Source organism: Mycobacterium sp. E740 (assembly GCF_001672895.1).
Taxonomy (GTDB): domain Bacteria; phylum Actinomycetota; class Actinomycetes; order Mycobacteriales; family Mycobacteriaceae; genus Mycobacterium.
In genome coordinates, this window is sequence record NZ_LZKP01000029.1 from 1 (window position 1) to 19,715 (window position 19,715).

Genomic DNA, 19,715 nt, shown 5'->3' on the forward strand with positions numbered 1-19,715 from the left:
GCCGCGCCGGCCAGCCGCGCCACGATGCCGAGCTGCTCCTTGGCGCCACCGGACAGCGAGTCGTAGGGCACCGTCCGACCCGACAGTGTGCGACTGCAGATTTTCAACGCACTGTCGACCTCCACCTCGAAGCTGTCGCCGAACACCATGCGGCCCAGCCGCTCCACCTCTCCGCGGAACGGCTCGACGTACCGGAGCCGGGTGGCGTCGCGGTGCCGGGTGAGCACCGAGCGCAACAGCTCCGCGGCCCGGGCTCGCCGCTGGACCCGCGAGTGCTCCGCGAGGGCGTGCTCGCGTTCGGTTTCCGCCTCGTCGAGCGTTCCTTTGCGGCCTTGGGTTCCGTACACCTGCAACCGGACGGTGAGTTCGTGCAGCGCCTCGGCGGCCTGATCGTGGCTCGTCGCCAAGGCATCCGCCCGACGCACCGCCTCGCTCAACGTTGCGGCCACCGTATCCGGCTCGGTGCGGGCCAACTCGTCGCCGAGCTCGGCGACGAGCGTCACCGCCCGCAGCGCTTCCTCGGCGTGTGCCTGCGCCCGACGGGCCAGCTCGTCGTCGCCGGCTGTGGCCCGCTGGTCCTCCAACCGTTTGCGCGCCGTAACAAGCTCGGTTTGTGCGCCGGTCAGCTTCTCGCGAGCGACGGTGAGGTGGGTCTGCCTGTCCCCCAGCCGCTTTGCGGCCTCCCCGGCGACCTTACGGCAGGTCTCACAGTCAGCGGTCGCCTGTTTGTGCGCCGCGGTCGCGGCGTCCAGCTCGGCGCGGGCGGAGGCAGAGTCGACGTCGAAGAGTCCGGACACCTGCGGGTCGCGCTCGGTCAGCTCGGCCAGCCGAGTCTCAAGCTGTTCCACCGTTTCGTCACCGGCCAGTGCCTCGCGGGCTGCGAGGAGCCGGTCGCGGGTTGCCGCCAACTGTTGCCGACCCTGGACCAGAGCTCGTGCCGCAGCGACATCCCCGACGCCCGCGGCCGCGAGCGCAGACGCCAAGACCTGTTGCGCGGCCTCGAGTTTGGCCTGCATCTCCGATGCCGGCGTGCCGGGCACCACCATGGCGGTCAGCACGGCTGGGAGCTCGACAGCGGTCTCGGCGCTGATGGAGGTCGTCCATGTCTCGCCCGCGCCGAGCGTGACCGTCTCGTCGCCGACGCGCACCTCGACGTCTGCCAGCGCGCACAACTCGATGCGGGCCGACATCAGCTCTACTTGGCCGGCCGCGATGTCGACCGCGGCTTTCGCGTCCTCGATGGTGCGCAGTTCGGCGTCCGACAGGTTGATCGCCGCGAGTTCTGACTCGACACCCTCGAGGTCCCGTCCCGTCGCCGCGATCTTCGCCAGTCGCGCGGCGATCCGGTCCGCCTCGTCCCGGTCCGCGATCTGCTGAACCGCTCGACGCGCCGCCTCCACGCGCTCCGCGGTGGCTTCCAATAGGGTTCGGGCCTGCTCGGCGGCGGCCTCGGCCGCCTCGGCCACCTCGGCGGCCGTCGACTGTTCTTCGGCGGCCTCAGTGACAGCGCTGTCCAGTTCGGCGATCGAGGCGGCGCGCTGCTCGATGTCGACGCACAGCCGGTGCCGCTCGTCGACCGCGTCGCGCGACATGTCGTTGTTCGCCCGTGCCGCCGCGGCGACCAGTTCGGCTTCCTTTACCTGGCCCGTCAGTTCGGCCACCGCCGCGGCGGCGCGCTGGGCCACTGCGAGTCGCTCCGCCGCATCCGCGCGCTGCCCAGCGAGCGCAGCCAGGTCTTCGGTGAGCGCCGCGTGCCGATGCACCGCCTCGTCGACCTCGGCCATCGCCGCCGCAGCGACAGCCAGCGACTCCTCCGCCGACCGCAGCCGGTTGACGGCGGCCGCCCACTCGCCAGTGGGCCTGCCGGTTCGGGTGAAGTAGCGCAGGTACTCCTCTTCGACGCGGTCGATCAGCAGCGGCTCGGCACCGGACAGCGCCACCGCCTCACCGGCTGCCACATCGAGCGCCCGCGACAACGCGTCACATCGGGACAGGTCCACCGCCGCGGTCGATGACGACTGCAGCACCCGCTGCGCCTGCCACAGGCAGGTGTCGACGGTTTCGGCGAGCATGGCGAGCACCCGCTCGTGCGCCTCGTCGCCGGTGAGCTGTTCGCGCTTGGGCGCCAGCACCGTCAGCTCGGTCTCGAAGCGCTTGTGGAACCGCTTGCGATACACGAATCGGTATGGGCCCGTGGAGATCTCGGCGGTGACCTCGGCACCGACGTCGGCGTGCGTCGGCTTGACCTCCTTGACCTCCTTCTTTGATGACCGGTCCTTGGCCTCCAGCAGCAGGTCGAGAGCTTCGATCATCGACGACTTGCCGATCTCGTTGGCGCCGCTGACCACCACCACGCCGCGGTCCGGGAACTCGATCTCGCGGCTGGTGATTCCGCGGTAGTTGGTCAGGACCAGGCGGTGCAGTTTCACGCCGCACCCCGATTCGACAGGCGCAGGAGCAGTGCGAGCGCGGCGCGCGCGTCGTCGGCGCCCTGCCCGTCCGAGCGGGCGGCCCCGACCAGTTCGTCGACTGCGGAGGCCGCGAATCCACCGATGCCGAGGTCGTCGAACTCACCGTCGGCCGGGATCACCGCGATGTCGGTCTGCTTGTCCCACAGACTCAACGCCGCGAACAGCCGGTCGTACTTGTCCAGGCACACGTCGAGCGCGGCCTTGTCGGTGACGGTCAGCGATCCGGTCAACGCGAGCCGGACGACCGTGCGGTCCTTGTCCGGCAGCAGATCCAGGTTGATGTCCAGGTCCGTGATGTCACGGCCGCTGTCCACGCCCCGGCACAACGTGACGAATCGCCAGCGGCCGACCTTTCTCGGTTCGACGCGAACCGGGTGGGCCGGGTCGTCCTCGTCGACGTCGACGATCAGCACGTGACCGGGATCGGTCTCGATGTCGTCGTAGTTTGTGACCTCCGGCGAGCCGGAGTACCAGATGCGCCCGGTCGAGCCGACCTGCATCCGAGAGTGCTTGTCCCCCAACGCCACATAGTGCACGCCGCCACGACCGATCGCCGCCTCGAGTGCCGCCAGCCGGATCAGAGACGCCCGGTCCTTGTCCGGCACGAAGATGTCGACGCCACCGTGGCCGACGACGATGCGTGCGACGCCGTCGGCTTCCAGGTCCTCGAGCACGCCCGCGACCGGATCCGACGACGGCGCCTTCGACGTCCACGGCGCGGCCACCAGTTGCACGCCCGGCCGCACGTCGAACAAACCCGCGCGGTCGAGGACCGTCACGTTGTCCGGGCACTGGCTGGTGAACAGCGCGCTGGTGTAGACCGACGAGGCGTCCAGCGGGTCATGGTTGCCCGGCAACAGGTACACGGGAACGCCGATGCCGCGCATGGCCTCGAGCGACTGGCTGACGTCGCGCGCCGCGAGCTGATTGTGCTCGAAGACGTCGCCGGCGACGACGACGAACTCCGCGCCGGACTCAGCCGCCACTCGCCCCAGCTCGCTCACGGCGTCCCGACGCGCCGCCGAATAACGCGGCTGCGCATCATCATTGAGGAAGTACCGGGTCATGCCGAGTTGCCAGTCGGCGGTGTGCACGAATCGCATCTCAGCGCGTCCCTTCTGCTTGCTGTTTGCCGGGCATCGCGAGTGTAGGGCGGCCCACTGACAACTCCCGGGATGCGCGTCGGCATGCCTTACCGTGAGTGCGGTGAGCGAGGGATACCGCACGCTGCTACTGCTTCGACACGCCAAGTCGGACTATCCGCCGGGAGTGGCCGACCACGACCGCCCGCTCGCGCCCCGGGGTGTGCGCGAAGCCGGCCTGGCCGGTGACTGGCTGCGGGCGCACGCGCCGTCGGTGGACGCGGTGCTGTGTTCGACCGCGGCCCGCACCCGCGCAACGCTCGCGCGCACCGGCATCGCCGCACCCGTCGAGTACGTCGACCGCCTCTACGACGCGACGCCGGGCACGGTGATCGACGAGATCAACCGCGCGCAGACCCGGTTCGACGGGCCGGTGGCGACACTGCTCGTCGTCGGCCATGAGCCGGCGATGTCCGGCGTCGCGCTCGGGCTGGCTGCGGCAGACGGCAGCAACGTCTCGGCGGCCGAACGGATCTCGATGAAGTTCCCGACGTCATCCATCGCGGTGCTGCGCACCGACGAGGCGTGGGACCAGCTGGCGCTCGACGGCGCCGCGCTGATCACCTTCCATGTGCCGCGCTAGGCGCGGGTCGCCAGCGTCAGCTCCATCAGCTTCAGCGCCATCTTGCAGGCGTCGATACCGGGCGCCTGCGGGTTGACCCACCAACCCACGACCCCGGCGGCGTCGCTGGCCACGCCGCACGACCCGTTCGGGTCGTTCGGCCGCATCACGATCGACTGGATGCCGGCCACCGACCGGTTCTCGATCTGGTATTTCAGCCGCTGCGCGACCTCGCGCTCGTTGTCGAGACTGCCCTGCTCGAACCAGAACCGGGTGATGTCGACCAGACCCGACGGGTTTGCCGCCTGCCAACGGCAGACCGCGCCGACGAACGTGCTCTGGATGTCGAGCGGATCGGCGCCCACGGTCTCGGCGAGGATGTCCTCGGTCAGCACCTCGCACTCCTTGAGCAGGTTCGGATACTGCCGCTCGGAGTTGTCGTTGCGCGGCACGCCGCCGGAACCGGACTTGGCGGCGGTGCCCTGGACGGTCTTCGTGCAACCGGTGAGCAGCACCAGTACTGCCAGCACGGCGAGCAGCGCCGCGCCCAGCCGGCGAGCGAACGCGCTTGTCATTGGGAATTCACAATCGATTGGCGGGTCAGTTCCTTGGCGACTTCACAGGCGTCCGGGAACGGCTTCTGCGAGTAGCTGACCGACCACTCGATGAAGTCGTCGTCGAACTGGATGCCGATCTCGCACAGGTTCGTTCCGAGCGTCGGATCGTCGCCGACGGCCATGAACCCGTCATGACCTTCGATGCTGACGTCCTCGACGCGGGTGCGGGACAGTTCCTCGGTCTTGCGCTCGCGCCCGATGGGGCTGCCGCGGAACCAGGTGAAGGAAAAGTGCGGACCCAGGATGCTGCCGCCGGCCAGCCACTGGCATCCGACCGACGTCTTGGCGGTGCTGACCAACCCCGGCACCCTGGTCTGCTTGCCGAGCTCCTGATCGCTGACACCGCCGCACTCGGGGAAGAACGGACCGTGCTTGGCGTTGCCCGCAGGCGCCGGACTGTCCTCGGGCGCCTGCGGGCCGGCCGGTCCGGATTGCGAGCAGGCCGCGGACAGCGGGATGACCGCGGCGGCCGCGAGGGCCAGACAGCGAGTCATGCGCGTGCTGTGGGTCACGCCATGCACTGTAGCGGCAGCCTGCGGCACCAACCACCGACATGCCGGTTGACCTGCTGTTACATCCGGTATGCGACAGTAGCGGGATGCTATGGGCGCTGCTGCGACGGTACGCGCGGCCATACCGGGGGCTGCTCGCCACTGTCGCCACGCTGCAGTTGATCAGCACGCTGGCGTCGCTGTACCTGCCGACGGTCAACGCATCGATCATCGACGACGGCGTCGCAGCGGGAAACCTGCGCAGAATCGTCGAACTCGGCGGCGTCATGCTCGCGGTGACCGCGCTGCAGGTGGTGTGCGCGATCGGCGCGGTGTACTTCGGGTCGCGGGCCGGCATGGGCGTCGGCCGCGACCTGCGTTCGGCGCTCTTTCACCACGTCACGGGGTTCTCGGCCGAGGACACCGCGCGCTTCGGCGCACCGTCGCTGCTGACCCGCACCACCAACGACGTGCAGCAGATCCAACTGCTGGTGCAGCTGACCTGCACGATGCTTGTCACCGCGCCGATCATGTCGATCGGCGGTGTGCTGATGGCCGTGCACCAGGACGCGGGACTGTCCTGGCTGCTTCTGGTCAGCGTGCCGATCCTGGCCCTGACCAACTACTGGATCGTTCGGCATCTGCTGCCGATCTTTCGCCGCATGCAGCGGATGGTCGACGGCATCAACCGCGTGATGCGTGACCAACTCGCGGGCCTGCGGGTGATCCGCGCCTTCGCCCGGGAACCGTTCGAGCGCAACCGGTTCGCCGAGGCCAACCACGCGTTCGCGGACACTGCGCTGGAGGCGGGTCGCTGGCAGGCGCTGATGCTGCCGACCACGACGCTGGTCATCAACGTCTCGAGCGTCGCGCTGATCTGGTTCGGCGGGCTACGAATCGACGCCGGACAGATGCAGGTCGGCTCGCTGATCGCGTTTCTGGCGTACTTCATGCAGATCCTGATGGCCGTCCTGCTGGCGACGTTCATCCTCGTCATCATCCCGCGCGCGTCGGTGTGCGCCGAGCGCATCACCGAGGTGCTGTCCACCTCGCCGCACATCACCAGCCCCGAGCACCCGGTCGGGCCGGCGACGATCGAGGGAGAGGTCCGGCTCGACGCCGCGACGTTCAGCTACCCTGGCGCTGAACGTGCTGTGCTGCAGGACATCTCGCTTACCGCGCGACCGGGCACGACGACTGCAATCGTCGGGTCCACCGGGTCCGGCAAGTCGACGTTGGTGTCGCTGGTCTGCCGGATGTACGACGTGACAAGCGGTTCGGTCCGTGTCGACGGCGTCGACGTCCGCGAATACGACCCCGAGCACCTCTGGTCCACGATCGGCCTGGTACCGCAGCGCGGATACCTGTTCTCGGGCACCGTCGCCGACAACCTCCAGATGGGCGCGGCACCGGGCCACGTGGCGACCGAGGACGAGATGTGGGAGGCGTTGCGGGTCGCGGCCGCAGACGATTTCGTGCGCGCGCACCCCGACGGACTGGCCATGCGCGTCGCGCAGGGCGGGGCCAACTTCTCCGGCGGGCAGCGACAGCGGTTGGCGATCGCCCGCGCGGTCATCCGCCGGCCCGCCGTGTACCTGTTCGACGACGCGTTCTCGGCACTCGACGTGCGCACCGACGCCCGCGTGCGCTCCGCGCTGCGTGAGGTCTCGGTAGACGCGACGGTCATCGTTGTCGCGCAACGCATCTCCACCATCGCGCACGCCGACCAGATCGTCGTCATCGACGACGGACGGATCGTCGGCGTGGGCACGCACGAGGACCTGCTCGTGGACTGCCCCGAATACGCCGAGTTCGCCGACTCCCAGTCGCTCACCAGAGTCGGTGACCCGCAATGACCGCCCCGATGGCACGGCCGATCCGCGGTGTCGTGCAGTCCCCGACCCAGCGGTCGCGCGACTTCACCGGATCGGCGATCCGGCTGGTGAAGCGGCTGACACCGCAGCGCGGGCTCACCGCGGCGGTCGTCCTGCTGGGCGTGTGCGGCGTCGCGATCAGCGTCGTCGGGCCGCGAATCCTCGGGCACGCCACCGATCTGCTGTTCAACGGGGTGATCGGCCGGCAACTGCCGGCGGGACTGACCAAGGAGCAGGCCATCGAGGCCGCGCGTGCCCGCGGCGACCACACCTTCGCCGACCTGCTGTCGGGAATGAACGTGGTACCCGGCCGTGGTATCGACTTCGGAGCAGTCGGCCGCACCCTGCTTCTCGCGCTGTTCCTGTATCTCGTTGCCGCGCTGCTGGTCTGGCTGCAGGCTCGGCTGCTCGTCGTCGCCGTGCAGCGGACCATGGTGGCGCTGCGCTCCGACGTCGAGGACAAGATCCATCGGATGCCGTTGTCGTACTTCGACTCTCGGCAACGTGGCGAGGTCCTCAGCCGGGTCACCAACGATGTGGACAACATCCAGACCTCGCTGTCGATGACGATCAGCCAGCTCATGACGTCGGTGCTGACCGTGCTGTCGGTGCTGGTGATGATGCTGACGATCTCGCCGCTGCTGACCCTGCTCACGGTGGTGACGGTGCCGCTGTCGCTGTGGGCCACCCGGATGATCGCGCGCCGGTCGCAACGACTGTTCGTCGAGCAGTGGACGAACACCGGTCGGCTCAACGCCCACATCGAGGAGACCTACAGCGGATTCACGATCGTGCGGACGTTCGGCCACCGCGCCGCCGCCCAGGAGCGCTTCCGCCAGTGCAACGACGATGTCTACGCAGCCAGCTTCGGCGCGCAGTTCTTCTCTGGATTGGTGGCGCCCGCGACCACGTTCATCGGGAACCTGAGCTATGTCGCGGTCGCCGTGGTCGGCGGCCTGCAGGTTGCGACGGGTCAGATCACCTTGGGCAGCATCCAGGCCTTCATCCAGTACGTGCGCCAGTTCAACCAGCCGCTGACGCAGGTCGCCGGCATGTACAACACGCTGCAGTCCGGCGTGGCCAGCGCGGAGCGCGTATTCGATCTGCTCGACGCGGACGAGGAGACACCCGATCCTCCCGCGCGAACGCGCAACCCGATCGCCGGCCGGGTGGAGTTCGAAGACGTCACCTTCGGCTATCACCCCGAAACTCCGGTGATCGAGAACGTCTCGCTGGTCGCCGAACCCGGTAGCACGGTCGCGATCGTCGGCCCGACCGGAGCCGGCAAGACGACGCTGGTGAACCTGCTCATGCGGTTCTACGACGTCGACTCCGGCCGGATTCTCGTTGACGGCGTGGATATCTCGACGGTGAGCAGAAGCTCGCTGCGTTCGCGGATCGGGATGGTGCTGCAGGACACCTGGCTGTTCGGCGGCTCGATCTACGACAACATCGCCTACGGCCGACCGGGCGCCTCCGAGGACGAGGTGTTCGCCGCGGCCAGAGCCGCGCATGTCGACCGGTTCGTGCACATGCTCCCCGACGGCTACCAGACGCAGGTCAGCGACGACGGTGGCACGATCAGTGCCGGCGAGAAGCAGCTCGTCACGATCGCCCGCGCGGTCCTGGCCCAGCCGCGACTGCTGATCCTCGACGAGGCCACCAGCTCGGTCGACACCCGCACCGAACTGCTGATCCAGCAGGCGATGGCCGAGTTGCGCCGCGACCGGACGAGTTTCATCATCGCCCACCGTCTTTCGACGATCCGCGACGCCGACGTCATCGTGGTGCTCGAGGGGGGCCGCATCGTCGAACGCGGCAGCCACGACGAGCTGCTGGCTAAGCGTGGCGCTTATTGGTCCATGACGCAGGCCTAGTCGCCGTACGCTCGGAACCGATGAGCGAGACGGTGTACACCTTCTGCCGGTACTGCCTGGCGTCGTGCGGCATCGAGGTGACGGTGCAGGACAACCGCGTCACGAAGATCGCCGCCGACAAACAGAATCCGCACAGCTGGCAGGACTTCTGCGCCAAAGGTCGCACCGCCCAGCAACTCGTCGAGCATCCGCGCAGGATTCTGCACCCGATGCGCCGCGTCGGTGACTCCTACGTGGAGGCGACGTGGGACGAGGCCATCGGCGACATCGCCGCCAGGATGAACGCCGCGATCGAGGCGGGCGGCCCCGACGCGGTCGGTGTCTACTACGGCAATCCGGCGGGCTTCTCGTCGTCGAACATCATCTTCATGAACGGCTGGCTCGACGCGATCGGAACGCACAGCCGCTACTTCGTCGGTTCGGTCGACCAGAATGCGATGCACGTTGTCGCCCAGGCGATGTACGGCTCGATCCTGATGGCCCCGGTCTCCGACATCGACAACTGTGATTACTTCCTTCTGGTCGGCGCCAACCCCGCGGTGAGCGCGTGGAACTGGCTCGAAACGGTGCCCGGCGGGTGGCGGCGCGCGCTGGCCCGCCAACGACGTGGCGCGACGATCGTGGTGGTCGACCCCTTGCGCACCGAGTCCGCCGACAAGGCCGACGTGCATCTCGCGGTGCGGCCCGGACAGGACTGGGCGCTGCTGTTGGGTTTGGTGAAGGTCATCCTCGACGAGGGTCTCGAACATCGCGGCGACTGCGCCGACCTCGCCACAGGCGTCGACGAGCTGCGAGCGCTGGTGGCCGACGCCGATCTCGACGATCTGGCCGCCCGCTGCGACATCGAACGTGACCGCATCGAGCAGGTCGCGCGGGACTTCGCAGCGGCGCGCGGGGCGATGGTCGTCACCCGCACCGGGGTGTCGCTGCACCTGACGGGCACCGTCGCCGAGTGGCTGGGGCACGTGCTGAACGTGATCACCGGCCGGATGGACCGCCCCGGTGGCCGCCGCTACGAACCCGGGTACGTCGATGCCATCCGGATGTCGGCGATGGTCAAGGCCAAGCCGCACTACAGCCGACTGCTCGGCCGCGACATGGTCGCGGGCGCACATGCGTTGAGCGAACTGCCCGACGAGATCACCACACCGGGCCGCGGCCAGATCCGGGCGTTGCTGATCAACTGCGGCAATCCCGTTGTCTCAGGGCCCGACGGCACCAAACTCGATCGCGCCCTGGCCGATCTCGACCTGCTCGTCGCGATCGACTTCGTGCAGCGCGAGAGCCATCGCCACGCACACTGGCTGCTTCCCGCCGACCACTGGCTCGAACGCGCCGACCTGCTCGCCTTCACCAGCAACATGCACGACGAGCCGTACCTGCACTACGGAGCGAAGGCCGTCGAACCGCCGCCGGGCGTGCGGCAGGAGTGGCAGATCTTCACCGACCTCGCGATCGCGATGGGCAGGCCGCTGTTCGGGGCCAACGGCCTCAACGGGTTCATCAAGGCCACCCGGGCGGCGGCGCGGTGGACGCGCCGGCCCGCTCTGGAGTTCGGGCCCCACTGGATCGACCGGCTCGTCGTGGCGACCGGACGAAAGTTCAACGGGCGCAGGATCAAATGGCGCGACGTGATCGCGCACAAGCACGGCTGGGTGCTGGGGCCGCGCGAGTTCGGGCATTTCCGCGATGCGCTTCGGACCGACGACAAGAAGGTGCACGCCGCGCCGCCGGAGTTCGTCGCGCGGGCCCGCGAACTGCTCGCCGGCCCGCGGCCGGAGGCACCCGTCGGCTACCCGTTCCAGTTGGCCAACCGCAGGCACCGGCACTCGATGAACTCCTGGCTCAACGACCTGCCGGGCCTGCATCCGTCGGGTAAGGGCAACGACGTGGTCATCCATCCGAAGGATGCCGCCGATCTCGGTGTGTCCGACGGTGATCTGGTCAGGATCAGTTCGCCTGTCGGAGCGATCGAACTGACGGCGGTGGTCGACGATCGTCCGCGCCCGGGGGTGATCATCGTCGACCATGGTTGGGGCTCGCGGGTTTTCGATCCCCGCGGACGCGCGGAGCCGATGTCCTACGGAGCCAACCGCAACCTGCTCGTCGACGGCGGACCCGTGGATCCGCTGTCGCAGACGTCAGCGCTGAGTTCGGCGTACGTCGGCGTTGAGTTGGTCTAGAGCTTCGGGCCCTCGGCGCGGAGGTCGTCGACGTTGCGCATCGCCTCGCGCAGCTTGCCCAGCCACTCCTCGGTGTGCTCGCCGACCAGGCGCACCGACCATGCCAGCGCGTCCGACCGGGACCGCGCGACGCCGGCGTCGACAAGCGTGTCGAGCACCTGGCGTTCAGGCTGACGCAACCGGGTCATGACGGGAACCGCCAAGTGCGTGAACAGGATTCGTTCAAACTCTTCGTCACCGTTCGCCCCGACTTCGACGCCCCACGCCACCTTGCGGCTGTAGCGGGCTTCGGCCTCGTCGGCGATGCGCATGCGTTCGGGCCGAGTCTCCTCCCGGAACCGCGCGACCCTTCCGGACGCGCGCGCCTCACTCTTTTCCCCTTCGGGTTCGGGCAGGCGACCGATGACCGTGATCTCCTCGCGGTCGACGACGACCGTCGGGTCACCGACGAACCAGGCGTCGGGCAGGCGACCGGCGAACCAGTCGGCGGCGTCGCCCGCGTCGGGCTGCTGAGCCTGTTGCCAGCCGCCCCGCGGGCGGCGGCCGTGAATGTTGTGTCTCATGATTACGTGATTACTCCGTTACGTCACAGATGGGACAGCTTTCACTCACGGCGAACGCGGACATGTCACAGCTCGAGCAGGACAGTCACCGGCCCGTCGTTGACGAGCTGAACCTGCATATGGGCGCCGAACACGCCGGACCGGACGTCGGCGCCGAGCCCGCGCAGCGCATCCGCGAACGCCGAGACGACGGGTTCGGCGACTGCACGCGGCGCGGCGGCGTTCCACGCCGGTCGCCTGCCCTTGGCGGTGTTCGCGTAGAGGGTGAACTGGCTGACCACCAAGATCGGCGCTCCGACGTCCGACGCGGACTGCTCGTCGTCGAGAATTCGCAATTGCCAGAGCTTCTCGGCCATGCGGCGGGCCTTGGCCGCATCGTCGTCGTGCGTCACACCGACGAGCGCGAGCAGACCCTGCCCGTGCGGATTGATTTCGCCGACGACTTCGCCGTCCACCGTGACAGCGGCCGAGGTGACCCGTTGGGCGAGAACACGCATGCCCGCTGATGCTGCCATGATGGCCGGCGGCCTGGGGCCAGAAGGCTGTTATATACCCCTAGGGGGTATATACGGTATGCTGGCTTCATGACCACCACCACGATCACAGTCAGCGGGATGACCTGCGGACACTGCGCCGCCTCGGTGCGTGAGGAGATCGGTGAGCTCGCCGGGGTTACGGCGGTCGGTGTGGATGTCGCCAGCGGAGCGGTGACGATCGACAGCGCCGCACCCCTCGACCCGGCCGCGATCCGAAGCGCCGTGGAAGAGGCCGGCTACCGGTTGGTGAAGTGATGGCCACCGACACGATCGAGTTGTCGATCGACGGCATGACATGTGCGTCATGTGCGAACCGAATCGAGAAGAAACTCAACAAGCTCGACGGCGTGACGGCCACGGTCAACTTCGCGACCGAGAAAGCGCGCGTGCGCTACGGCGACGATGTGACACCCGAAACGTTGGTGGCGACCGTCGCAGAGGCGGGCTACCAAGCGCATCTGCCGCAGGTTGCGAATGCCGCACCCGAAGATGATCCCACCGCGGCCCTACGTCAGCGCCTGATGGTCTCGCTCGCGCTGACAGTTCCGGTGATCGCGATGGCGATGGTCCCCGCCCTGCAGTTTCCGAACTGGCAGTGGCTGTCGCTGACGTTGGCGGCGCCGGTGGTGGTGTGGGGCGCCTGGCCGTTCCACCGCGCGGCGTGGGCCAACCTGCGGCACCGCAGCGCCACCATGGACACGTTGATCTCGATGGGCACGCTGGCCGCGCTGGGCTGGTCGGTCTATGCACTGTTCTGGGGGACTGCCGGCACGCCGGGGATGACGCATCCGTTCGAGCTGACGCTCTCGCGCACGGACGGCTCCGGCAGCGTCTACTTCGAGGTCGCGGCGGGGGTGACGACGTTCATCCTGGCCGGCCGGTACTTCGAGGCGCGCTCCAAGCGACGGGCCGGTGCAGCGCTGCGCTCGCTGCTGGAGTTGGGCGCGAAAGATGTAATTGTCCGCAAGGGCGGTGCGGAACAACGGATTCCGCTCGACCAGCTCACCGTCGGCAACGAGTTCGTGGTGCGGCCCGGCGAGAAGATCGCCACCGACGGCGTGGTGGTCGAGGGCGCCTCATCGGTCGACGTCTCGATGCTCACCGGCGAGTCCGTGCCGGTGGACGTCGGCGCGGGCGATGAGGTCGTCGGCGCGACGGTGAACGTCGACGGCCGACTTGTCGTGCAGGCCAACCGAGTCGGCGCGGACACCCAGCTCGCCCAGATGGCGCGGTTGGTCGCGGACGCCCAGAACGGCAAGGCGCAGGCCCAGCGGCTGGCCGACCGGATTTCCGGCGTGTTCGTCCCGATCGTGATCGCGCTTTCGCTGGCCACCCTCGGATTCTGGCTGGCCACAGGCGCTTCGGTGGCGACGGCTTTCACCGCGGCAGTGGCGGTGCTCATCATCGCGTGCCCCTGCGCGCTGGGGTTGGCGACGCCCACCGCGTTGATGGTCGGCACCGGGCGCGGAGCTCAGCTGGGCATCCTGATCAAGGGGCCGGAGGTGCTGGAGTCGACGCGTCGCATCGACACGGTCGTGTTGGACAAGACCGGGACGATCACCACCGGCAGCATGACGCTGCTCGACGTCGTCGCGGCAGCGGGCGAAGATGCCGACGAGGTGCTGCGGATGGCCGGCGGGGTCGAGAGCGGCTCAGAGCACCCGATCGCGGCGGCGATCGTGACGGGGGCACGCAAGAAGGTCGCTGAACTGCCCACGGTGGAGGGCTTCACCAACCTGCGTGGCCTCGGCGTGAGCGGCCGCATCGAGGGCCGCGAGATCAAGGTCGGACGGCAACGACTGCTGTCGTCGGCCGCGGTTCCCGACTCCCTGAAAGCCGCGGTGGCGCACGCAGAGTCAGAGGGCCGAACGGCGGTGGTGGTCGGATGGGGCGGCGAGGTACGTGGCGTACTGGTGGTTGCCGATGCCGTCAAACCGTCGTCGGCCGAGGCGATCTCGCGCCTTCGCGCGCTGGGCTTGCGGCCGATGATGGTGACCGGCGACAACGAGGCATCGGCGCGCTCGATCGCACGCCAGGTCGGCATCGAAGAGGTCGTCGCCGAGGTGCTGCCCCAGGACAAGGTCGACGTCGTCGAGCGCCTACAGGCCGACGGCAAAGTGGTGGCGATGGTGGGCGACGGCGTCAACGACGCGGCGGCGCTCGCGCAGGCCGACCTGGGTCTGGCGATGGGCAGCGGTACCGACGTCGCGATCGAAGCCAGCGACCTGACGCTGGTGCGCGACGACCTGAACGCGGTTCCCGATGCGATCCGGCTGTCCCGCAGGACGTTGGCGACGATCAAGGGAAACCTGTTCTGGGCCTTTGCCTACAACGTCGCCGCGCTCCCGTTGGCGGCCGCGGGTCTCCTAAACCCGATGATCGCCGGCGCGGCGATGGCGTTCAGTTCGGTGTTCGTCGTCAGCAACAGCCTTCGGCTGCGCCGCTTCACCGCTACAGCGTCGCGTTGATCGGGCCGAGCATCTGGCAGTTCGGCTCCAGCGCGTCCTCGAAGACCTTGCCGCAGCCCCGTCCGCTGGCGATGTAGGTCGCGCCCGGCTGGTACGGCTCGAAGTACACCTGTGCAGCCCCCGGCCCGCGCGCCTGCGTGCATTGCCCCTGCGAATTGTGGCCGGCGACGTAGACACACGCCACGCTCATCGCCGGGCGGAACGGTGCTCCACAGCCGTTGAACGAGACCGTGGCGGTAACCTTGCTGACTCCGCCGGTCTGCACCACCTGCGGCGGCGACAGGGTGTACGCGCACGCCGGTGGCAGGTCTGCGTGCGCTGAACCGACGCCGACCATGCCGGATGACGCGACGAGTAGCGCGACCAGCGCAGCCTTGACGACCCGGCTCATGGGTGGATGGTAGTTCAGGTTTCCGGCCGCCGGACGCGAAACAGTTTCACGTCGGATTTGAAGCCTTTGAGGTGACGCGAACCCGCGTACGAGCAGGTGAACCTTTCGTCCTCGGCGATCGCCTCGTGGGTCGACTCCGAGACGAGGACCGAGCCGGGCCGCGCGGCCCCGGTGACGCGGCTCGCGAGGTTGACCGAACTGCCGAACCAGTCCCCGGCCCGGCTCACCGCCATACCCGTGGCCACCCCGACCCGCAGGCGAGGAAAGTCGTCGTCGTCGTTGGTCCGGTCGACCAGGGTGAGCACGGCCTCCAACAACGGGACGGGGTCGGCACTGACGAGCATCACCTCGTCGCCGATCGTCTTGACGAAACGCACCGGCGGGACAGCCACTTCGTGCGCGAGATCCGACAGCCGGTGAGCGAGCCGTTCGAGGTTTTCGGGCGGGACCGCCTCACCCAGGCGGGTGAAGCCGACGAGGTCGGCGAATGCGATCGTCACGAGCCGAGCGCCGGGCAGCCGTTGGCCCTTCGCCCGCTCGGAGGCGGTGATCGCCTCGGTCTCCATCAGATGGCGCAGTTGCAGCCGCAGCATGTCCTGGATCATCGGCCCGAGCAGCGGATCGGCCGTGCGCACAAGCTCTTCGGCGTTCTTGGCGACGACGAGTTCCGACGCGCCCGGATCCAACACCGAAGCCAGACCGGCATAGCGCATCACCTCGGCCGCCTTCGACAATCCCTCGGCCAGCACGCGGGTGATTTGAACGATCTGGTCGGGCTCGATGCCGATCTCGATGAACTGCTGGGCGGAAGCCGCGGCCTCTGCGTCGGCGCGAAGGTGGACGGCCGCATCGGGATCGTCTACGGTGGGCAACCCCATCGCATGCTGGATGCGCTGCAGCAATTCAAGGTCGATGCCGGTCTTCTCACTGGTTTCCCGGGCCGAGACGTAGACGCCGTCGTCACCGAGCGCTTGCCGAGCGCCGAGCAACATCGGCAGGAACGCGTTGCGGATCTCCTCGACACCGATGCCTTTGCCCAACAACCACGAGATCAGTTCAGCGCGTTCGGCGCGGGCCGCCCCTTCAAGCCCGTCCAGCAATCCGGACGCTTCGACGTCGAAGTCATCGGCCACCGGCCCAACGTATACCGCGTGCGATAGTCACAGCATGGGTTCGCCGGTGCTGTACGGATTACCGCCGATCGTCGGCCCGGGCGCTCACACGTTGATGCTGGGCAACATGCCCAGCGCGCTGTCGCTCACCGCACGGCAGTCTTACGGAAACCCCCGCAATGCGTTCTGGCGCATCACCGGTGCGATCCTCGGCTTCGCCGCAGACGCCCCCTACGCGCAGCGGTGTGCGGCGTTGACGGCTCACCGGATCGCGGTCTGGGACGTGCTGCGGTCATGTCGGCGGGAGGGCAGCCTCGATTCCGCGGTGCAGCGGGACAGCATGGTGGCCAACGACTTCGAGGGCTTCTTCGCCGAGCATCGGTGCATCGCACGGGTGCTGTTCAACGGCGCTGCGGCGGAGCAGAACTTCGGTCGACTGGTCCCCGTGACAGGCGAACTGCGCTACCGCCGGCTGCCGTCGACGAGCCCGGCGCAGACCATGCGTTTCGAGGACAAGCTAGCGATTTGGCGCGACGCCATTACTGCCTGGCAATAACGGCGGCTACCGTGGCGGAATGTCCTGTGTGTTCTGCGCCATCGTCGCCGGCGAGGCTGAAGCCATCCGCATCTACGAGGACGACGACCACCTCGCGTTCCTCGACATCCGGCCGTTCACCCGCGGCCATACGTTGGTGATCCCGAAACGGCACACCGTGGACCTGACCGACACACCGCCGGAGACCGTCGCGGCGCTGGCGCGGATCGGTCAGCGCATCGCGCGCGCCGCGCGTCACTCCGGGCTGCACGCCGACGGCAACAACGTGGTGATCAACGACGGCCAGGCAGCGTTCCAGTCGGTGTTCCACATCCATCTGCACGTGTTGCCGCGCCAAAGCGGCGACAAGCTCTCGTTCGCCAAGAACATGCTGCTGCGGCGCGACCCGGACCGCGAGGAGTCCGGCCGGCTGTTGCGTGAGGCCCTGGCGCAACTGGACTCTCCTGCGCAAGACTGACGTCATGAGCATGCCCTGGTGGGAGAAGTACATCGGCTACCCGATGCTGTTGCTGCACGACAAGCTCTACAAGAGAACCAACGGTCGAATCGGCCACACGTTCCCGGGCGCGCCGCCGATGCTGATCCTGCATACTCTAGGCGCGAAAACCGGTATACAGCGCGCTAATTCGCTCGCCTACGCCCGCGACGGGAGCGACTACCTCGTCGTCGCTTCCAAGGGGGGCGAACCCAAGGCGCCGGGCTGGTACCACAACCTCAAGGCCAATCCGGACGTCGAGATCAACGTCGGACCCAAGCGCATCAAGGTGACGGCCACGCCCGTCACCCGCGACGATCCCGACTTCTCCCGGCTGTGGAAGATCGTCAACGACATGAAGAACAACAAGGACCGCTACAACGGATACCAGAAGCGGACCACCCGGCAGATCCCGGTGGTCAAGCTGACGCCCAGCAACTGATCGGGCTAGAACAGTTCCTTGGCCAGCAACTCCAGGGTCTTGTCGCGCGCGGGCGCGGTCGCCGGGTCAGTTCCGCGGCGGGCCGACGCCACCGGGTTGATCATGACCTCGTCGACACCGAACTGCTCAGCCAGCGCGCGCACCTGAGCGGCGGCCTCTGCCGGATCGCCGACGACCGCACGGCCGAACGCGGCTTCAGCGATCCGCTGAGCCTGCGGCGCCAGCTCCTGGCGTTCGGCGTCCTCGACCAGGTCCAACGGGCCCAGCGGCTGCCCGGTTCGCAACCGGGCCATCATCTGCAGATTCGGCAGGGCCAAAGCCGTTGCCTCATCCCGAGTTTCGGCAACCACCGCGTTGACCGTGAGAAAAGTCAGTGGCTCGGCGGCCAACTCACTCGGCCGGAACTGGGTACGGTACACGGCCAACGCCTCCGCGGTGCCCTGGCCCGAGAAGTGGTGGGCGAACACGTACGGCAGACCTTTCGCGGCCGCCAGATGCGCGGAGTACATCGACGAGCCCAACAGCCACAGCTTCGGTTCGGTCGCCGCGGCGGGTGTCGCCTTGAGGATGTAGCGCTGATTCGGGATCGGCACCCGGACACCGCGCGCGCTCATCAGCGCGACGACGTCGTCGAGATAGTCCGGGAAGGCCTCGATGTCCCGATCGTCGCGGCCGGCGGCGCCCCGCAACGCCATCGACGTCACGGGATCGGAACCGGGCGCCCGACCGATGCCCAGATCGATCCGTCCCGGGTGGGCGGCTTCCAGGAGCGCGAACTGTTCGGCCACGGCGAGCGGTGCATGGTTGGGCAGCATCACTCCGCCCGAGCCGAGCCGCAGCTGCTCCGTGTGCGCTGCCAGATGCGCGATGAGCACCGGCGGGCTGGTGGCCGCGACCGCGGGCATGTTGTGGTGTTCGGCGACCCAGTAGCGGGTGTAGCCGAGGCGGTCGGCGGTCTGTGCGAGTCGCGTGGATGCCGCAAGCGCATCGGCGGTCGACTGGTCGGCGCGCACCGGCACGAGATCGAGGACTGACAGGCGCATGGCACTTACAACGCAACTGTCCGCGCAGTCGTTCCCGGTGGCGACTATTCGACGGACGCTCGCGCCTTCGCCAACCGGAACACGTCGTCGAACATCTCGGCCGTGAGCTTGCCCGTGAACGTGTTCTGTTGGCTCGGGTGGTAGCAGCCGACCAACGTGACGGCACCCAACTCGGCGGTCGCGCCGTGGCCGAATTTCGGCGCGGGCGCCGGCACCGCCACTCCCCCGCTGCGCAGCATCTGCAGCGCAGCACGCCACGCGAACCCACCGAGGGCGACGATGACCCGCACGTGTGGCGCGGTCAGCCGCCACTCGGCGTCCAGCCACGGGGCGCATGTCGCGCGCTCGGCCGGTGTCGGCGCATTGGCCGGCGGGGCGCAGCGCACCGCGGCGGCCACCCGGGTTGCGTTGAGCGCCAAGCCATCACCGGCATCCACGCAGACCGACTGGTTGGCGAGCCCGACCCGGTGCAGCGCGGCGTACAAGAAGTCACCGGAGCGGTCGCCGGTGAACACCCTGCCCGTCCGGTTCGCGCCGTGCGCCGCCGGCGCGAGACCGGCGATCAGCACCCGCGGCCGCTGCGAGCCCCAGCCCGGTGCCGGGCGGCCCCAGTACGGCTCGTCGGCGTAGGACTTGCGCTTGACGACGGCGACCTCCTCGCGCCACTCCACCAGACGCGGACAGGCCCGGCATACCGACACCGCGGCGTCGAGCTCGGCAAGGGATTGCACCGCCGCCGCCATCGAGACCACCTGTGCAGCCGTCGAGGCGACCGCGGTGCGGGGGGTGGCGGGGTCGCCGGGCCAGCCCGAGCCGGGCGGTACCGGCGATCCGAACGGCTCACCCGTGCGCGGGTGGGGCAGCAGCTGCACGACACCACTGTGCATGGGAGTCCGATTCGGCCGCCCGCCG

The 19,715-nt window shown here is 68.5% G+C and carries 19 protein-coding genes; 9 read left to right on the forward strand and 10 right to left on the reverse strand.

Annotated features, from left to right (window positions below):
• Positions 1-2,429: ATP-binding protein (locus A5663_RS02515; protein WP_068143561.1), on the reverse strand; the 2,429-nt coding region annotated here is incomplete at its 3' end.
• The gene (locus A5663_RS02520; RefSeq protein WP_068143563.1) at positions 2,426-3,574 is read right to left on the reverse strand and encodes an exonuclease SbcCD subunit D; all 1,149 of its coding nucleotides are present in this window, start codon (positions 3,572-3,574) and stop codon (positions 2,426-2,428) included. The genes A5663_RS02520 and A5663_RS02515, both read right to left, overlap by 4 nt.
• Before the next feature lie 103 nt (positions 3,575-3,677).
• Between A5663_RS02520 and A5663_RS02525 the strand changes: the two genes are divergently transcribed.
• Positions 3,678-4,196 carry a histidine phosphatase family protein gene (locus A5663_RS02525; protein ID WP_082973897.1) on the forward strand — a complete coding sequence of 173 codons (519 nt, stop codon included), beginning with the start codon at positions 3,678-3,680 and terminating at the stop codon, positions 4,194-4,196.
• Here A5663_RS02525 and A5663_RS02530 read toward each other — a convergent pair.
• Together A5663_RS02530 and A5663_RS02535 are read right to left on the reverse strand one after the other, a co-directional pair.
• Positions 4,193-4,750, reverse strand: coding sequence for a DUF3558 domain-containing protein (locus tag A5663_RS02530; RefSeq protein ID WP_068143567.1), 558 nt, complete (start codon positions 4,748-4,750; stop codon positions 4,193-4,195). The genes A5663_RS02525 and A5663_RS02530 overlap by 4 nt on opposite strands.
• The gene (locus tag A5663_RS02535; protein WP_068143569.1) at positions 4,747-5,313 is read right to left on the reverse strand and encodes a DUF3558 domain-containing protein; all 567 of its coding nucleotides are present in this window, start codon (positions 5,311-5,313) and stop codon (positions 4,747-4,749) included. The genes A5663_RS02530 and A5663_RS02535 overlap by 4 nt, the downstream gene beginning before the upstream one ends.
• 77 nt (positions 5,314-5,390) lie before the next feature.
• On the opposite strand from A5663_RS02535, the gene A5663_RS02540 reads away from it, so the two are divergent.
• The 3 genes from A5663_RS02540 to A5663_RS02550 are packed head-to-tail and all read left to right on the forward strand — an operon-like array spanning position 5,391 to position 11,217.
• The gene (locus A5663_RS02540) at positions 5,391-7,139 is read left to right on the forward strand and encodes an ABC transporter ATP-binding protein (RefSeq protein WP_082973898.1); all 1,749 of its coding nucleotides are present in this window, start codon (positions 5,391-5,393) and stop codon (positions 7,137-7,139) included.
• The gene (locus A5663_RS02545; RefSeq protein ID WP_068143572.1) at positions 7,136-9,034 is read left to right on the forward strand and encodes an ABC transporter ATP-binding protein; all 1,899 of its coding nucleotides are present in this window, start codon (positions 7,136-7,138) and stop codon (positions 9,032-9,034) included. The genes A5663_RS02540 and A5663_RS02545 overlap by 4 nt, the downstream gene beginning before the upstream one ends.
• Before the next feature lie 20 nt (positions 9,035-9,054).
• Complete coding sequence (locus A5663_RS02550; RefSeq protein ID WP_068143574.1) at positions 9,055-11,217, forward strand: molybdopterin-dependent oxidoreductase; 2,163 nt, start codon at positions 9,055-9,057, stop codon at positions 11,215-11,217.
• Here A5663_RS02550 and A5663_RS02555 read toward each other — a convergent pair.
• Positions 11,214-11,780, reverse strand: a complete 567-nt coding sequence (locus A5663_RS02555; protein ID WP_068143576.1) for a hypothetical protein — start codon at positions 11,778-11,780, stop codon at positions 11,214-11,216. The two genes, A5663_RS02550 and A5663_RS02555, sit on opposite strands and share 4 nt — an antisense overlap.
• A 65-nt stretch (positions 11,781-11,845) precedes the next feature.
• On the reverse strand, positions 11,846-12,277 hold the full coding sequence (gene dtd, locus A5663_RS02560) for a D-aminoacyl-tRNA deacylase (RefSeq protein ID WP_068143577.1): 432 nt from the start codon (positions 12,275-12,277) through the stop codon (positions 11,846-11,848).
• A gap of 87 nt (positions 12,278-12,364) precedes the next feature.
• On the opposite strand from dtd, the gene A5663_RS02565 reads away from it, so the two are divergent.
• Both A5663_RS02565 and A5663_RS02570 read left to right on the forward strand, forming a co-directional pair.
• Positions 12,365-12,571, forward strand: a complete 207-nt coding sequence (locus tag A5663_RS02565; RefSeq protein WP_068143579.1) for a heavy-metal-associated domain-containing protein — start codon at positions 12,365-12,367, stop codon at positions 12,569-12,571.
• Entirely contained in the window at positions 12,571-14,784 is a 2,214-nt protein-coding gene (locus A5663_RS02570) for a cation-translocating P-type ATPase (protein WP_068143581.1), read from the forward strand. Before A5663_RS02565 ends, A5663_RS02570 begins: the two co-directional genes overlap by 1 nt.
• Here A5663_RS02570 and A5663_RS02575 read toward each other — a convergent pair.
• Together A5663_RS02575 and A5663_RS02580 are read right to left on the reverse strand one after the other, a co-directional pair.
• Positions 14,768-15,175, reverse strand: a complete 408-nt coding sequence (locus A5663_RS02575; RefSeq protein ID WP_068143583.1) for a hypothetical protein — start codon at positions 15,173-15,175, stop codon at positions 14,768-14,770. The genes A5663_RS02570 and A5663_RS02575 overlap by 17 nt on opposite strands.
• A 14-nt stretch (positions 15,176-15,189) precedes the next feature.
• The gene (locus A5663_RS02580; protein ID WP_068143584.1) at positions 15,190-16,308 is read right to left on the reverse strand and encodes an adenylate/guanylate cyclase domain-containing protein; all 1,119 of its coding nucleotides are present in this window, start codon (positions 16,306-16,308) and stop codon (positions 15,190-15,192) included.
• A 34-nt stretch (positions 16,309-16,342) separates the two neighbouring features.
• On the opposite strand from A5663_RS02580, the gene A5663_RS02585 reads away from it, so the two are divergent.
• From A5663_RS02585 to A5663_RS02595, 3 genes are read left to right on the forward strand one after another with little or no spacing between them, the layout of a single operon-like run.
• A complete protein-coding gene (locus tag A5663_RS02585; RefSeq protein WP_068143587.1) occupies positions 16,343-16,843 on the forward strand; it encodes a DNA-deoxyinosine glycosylase in 501 nt (166 codons plus the stop codon).
• Between the two features lie 19 nt (positions 16,844-16,862).
• Positions 16,863-17,300, forward strand: coding sequence for an HIT family protein (locus A5663_RS02590; protein ID WP_068143588.1), 438 nt, complete (start codon positions 16,863-16,865; stop codon positions 17,298-17,300).
• A 10-nt stretch (positions 17,301-17,310) separates the two neighbouring features.
• Entirely contained in the window at positions 17,311-17,760 is a 450-nt protein-coding gene (locus A5663_RS02595; RefSeq protein WP_082973902.1) for a nitroreductase family deazaflavin-dependent oxidoreductase, read from the forward strand.
• Between the two features lie 5 nt (positions 17,761-17,765).
• Here A5663_RS02595 and A5663_RS02600 read toward each other — a convergent pair whose 3' ends face one another.
• Both A5663_RS02600 and A5663_RS02605 read right to left on the reverse strand, forming a co-directional pair.
• Positions 17,766-18,803, reverse strand: coding sequence for an LLM class flavin-dependent oxidoreductase (locus A5663_RS02600; protein ID WP_068143592.1), 1,038 nt, complete (start codon positions 18,801-18,803; stop codon positions 17,766-17,768).
• Between the two features lie 44 nt (positions 18,804-18,847).
• Positions 18,848-19,690: a uracil-DNA glycosylase gene (locus A5663_RS02605; protein WP_068143594.1), complete on the reverse strand. Its 843-nt coding sequence runs from the start codon at positions 19,688-19,690 to the stop codon at positions 18,848-18,850.
• Positions 19,691-19,715: the final 25 nt, after the last annotated feature.

Excerpts from the sequence above, each read along its gene's own strand:
- A5663_RS02520 (WP_068143563.1), bottom strand. The coding sequence starts at position 3,574 with ATGCGATTCGTGCACACCGCCGACTGGCAACTCGGCATGACCCGGTAC.
- A5663_RS02530 (WP_068143567.1), bottom strand. The coding sequence starts at position 4,750 with ATGACAAGCGCGTTCGCTCGCCGGCTGGGCGCGGCGCTGCTCGCCGTG.
- A5663_RS02540 (WP_082973898.1), top strand. The coding sequence starts at position 5,391 with ATGCTATGGGCGCTGCTGCGACGGTACGCGCGGCCATACCGGGGGCTG.
- A5663_RS02545 (WP_068143572.1), top strand. The coding sequence starts at position 7,136 with ATGACCGCCCCGATGGCACGGCCGATCCGCGGTGTCGTGCAGTCCCCG.
- A5663_RS02550 (WP_068143574.1), top strand. The coding sequence starts at position 9,055 with ATGAGCGAGACGGTGTACACCTTCTGCCGGTACTGCCTGGCGTCGTGC.
- A5663_RS02555 (WP_068143576.1), bottom strand. The coding sequence starts at position 11,780 with ATGAGACACAACATTCACGGCCGCCGCCCGCGGGGCGGCTGGCAACAG.
- dtd (WP_068143577.1), bottom strand. The coding sequence starts at position 12,277 with ATGCGTGTTCTCGCCCAACGGGTCACCTCGGCCGCTGTCACGGTGGAC.
- A5663_RS02565 (WP_068143579.1), top strand. The coding sequence starts at position 12,365 with ATGACCACCACCACGATCACAGTCAGCGGGATGACCTGCGGACACTGC.
- A5663_RS02570 (WP_068143581.1), top strand. The coding sequence starts at position 12,571 with ATGGCCACCGACACGATCGAGTTGTCGATCGACGGCATGACATGTGCG.
- A5663_RS02575 (WP_068143583.1), bottom strand. The coding sequence starts at position 15,175 with ATGAGCCGGGTCGTCAAGGCTGCGCTGGTCGCGCTACTCGTCGCGTCA.
- A5663_RS02585 (WP_068143587.1), top strand. The coding sequence starts at position 16,343 with ATGGGTTCGCCGGTGCTGTACGGATTACCGCCGATCGTCGGCCCGGGC.
- A5663_RS02590 (WP_068143588.1), top strand. The coding sequence starts at position 16,863 with ATGTCCTGTGTGTTCTGCGCCATCGTCGCCGGCGAGGCTGAAGCCATC.
- A5663_RS02595 (WP_082973902.1), top strand. The coding sequence starts at position 17,311 with ATGCCCTGGTGGGAGAAGTACATCGGCTACCCGATGCTGTTGCTGCAC.
- A5663_RS02600 (WP_068143592.1), bottom strand. The coding sequence starts at position 18,803 with ATGCGCCTGTCAGTCCTCGATCTCGTGCCGGTGCGCGCCGACCAGTCG.
- A5663_RS02605 (WP_068143594.1), bottom strand. The coding sequence starts at position 19,690 with ATGCACAGTGGTGTCGTGCAGCTGCTGCCCCACCCGCGCACGGGTGAG.